The sequence below is a fragment of the Streptomyces sp. NPDC004658 genome (assembly GCF_040609555.1).
In the GTDB taxonomy this organism is placed as follows: Bacteria; Actinomycetota; Actinomycetes; order Streptomycetales; family Streptomycetaceae; genus Streptomyces.
This window is the reverse complement of the sequence record NZ_JBEXKG010000430.1, coordinates 1-1,110: the sequence shown is the minus strand read 5'-3', so window position 1 is coordinate 1,110 and position 1,110 is coordinate 1. Positions and strand designations below refer to the sequence as shown.

The 1,110-nt window shown below is 76.6% G+C and carries 2 protein-coding genes; one reads left to right on the top strand and one right to left on the bottom strand.

All coding sequences use genetic code 11. The features are described 5' to 3' along the window. Positions 1 to 416 (top strand): helix-turn-helix domain-containing protein (locus ABZV94_RS41915; RefSeq protein WP_356350409.1); only part of this gene is annotated, 416 nt, incomplete at its 5' end. A 6-nt stretch (positions 417 to 422) separates the two neighbouring features. Here ABZV94_RS41915 and ABZV94_RS41910 read toward each other — a convergent pair. Next, positions 423 to 1,110: glycosyltransferase (locus ABZV94_RS41910; RefSeq protein WP_356350407.1), on the bottom strand; the 688-nt coding region annotated here is incomplete at its 5' end.

The window sequence follows — 1,110 nt, the reverse complement described above, 5'->3', positions numbered from 1 at the left end:
TCGGGGTGGCGGGCGGCTGGGCGGCGGCCTCGGCGGGGCTGCGGCACGCGGCGGAGACCGCGACCGCGGCCCAGGGCCTGACCGACCGGCCCTGGTACGACGCCCGGCGCCTCGACATCGACCTGCTGCTGTGGCGGCTGCGCGACCACCCGGACCTGGCGGCCTTCGTGGACCGGGCGATCGGCCCGCTGCGCGACCACGACCGGCGCTCCAAGCCGCCGCTGCTGCCGACCCTGGAGACCTATCTGGCGCACGCCGGCCGCAAGGCGGAGACGGCCCGCGAACTGCATCTGAACCGGCAGACGCTGTACAACCGGCTCGCCCGGATCGGGGAGTTGCTGGGCACGGACCTGGACGACCCGCAGACGGTACTGGCGTTGAGCCTGGCCCTGCGGGCGCGCCGGCATGTGTCCTGAGACCGGTCAGGCCAGTGGCCTCGGCTGGGTCAACTCGTCGTACACGCTGAGCACCTGGGCGACGGTCTCGTCCTCGGTCGGCCAGCCGGCGGCCTGCCGCGTCCCGCGCTCGCGCAGCACCGCGCACCGCTCCGGGTCCGCGAGGAGCCGTACGACGGTGCCGGCGAGGGCTTCCGGATCGCCGTACGGGACGAGTTCGGCCGCGTCGCCGACGAGGTCCGGGACGCCGCCGACCCGGGTGGCGACGAGCGGCACGCGCGCGTGCAGCGCCTCCTGGGCGAGGACGGACCGCGACTCCCAGCTGCTCGTGAGCAGGGCCAGGTCAGCGGCGGCGAGCAGCTCCGGCACGTCCTCGCGGTGCCCGATGAGCCGCACCGGGAGCTCCTCGTCCTCGATCCGCCGTTGCAGGACGGGCCGCAGCGGCCCCTCCCCCGCGATGACCACCAGCGGCACCGGATCGAGGTTCCGCCACGCGCGGGCCGCGTCGAGCAGGACGTCGTAGCCGCGGTGCCGGTCGAGGGAGCCGACCGCGATGAGCAACGGGCGGCCGGTGGCGCCGAGTTCGGCCCGGGTCTTGGGCCGCAGCCGGTCGGGGTCGTCGCGGTCGGGGCCGTCGAAGGCGTCCGAGCCGTCGAGGTCGAGGGCGCCGGCGTCGAGGAGGCCGCCGGGGCGGCGCCGGCCCGGCAGGGCGACG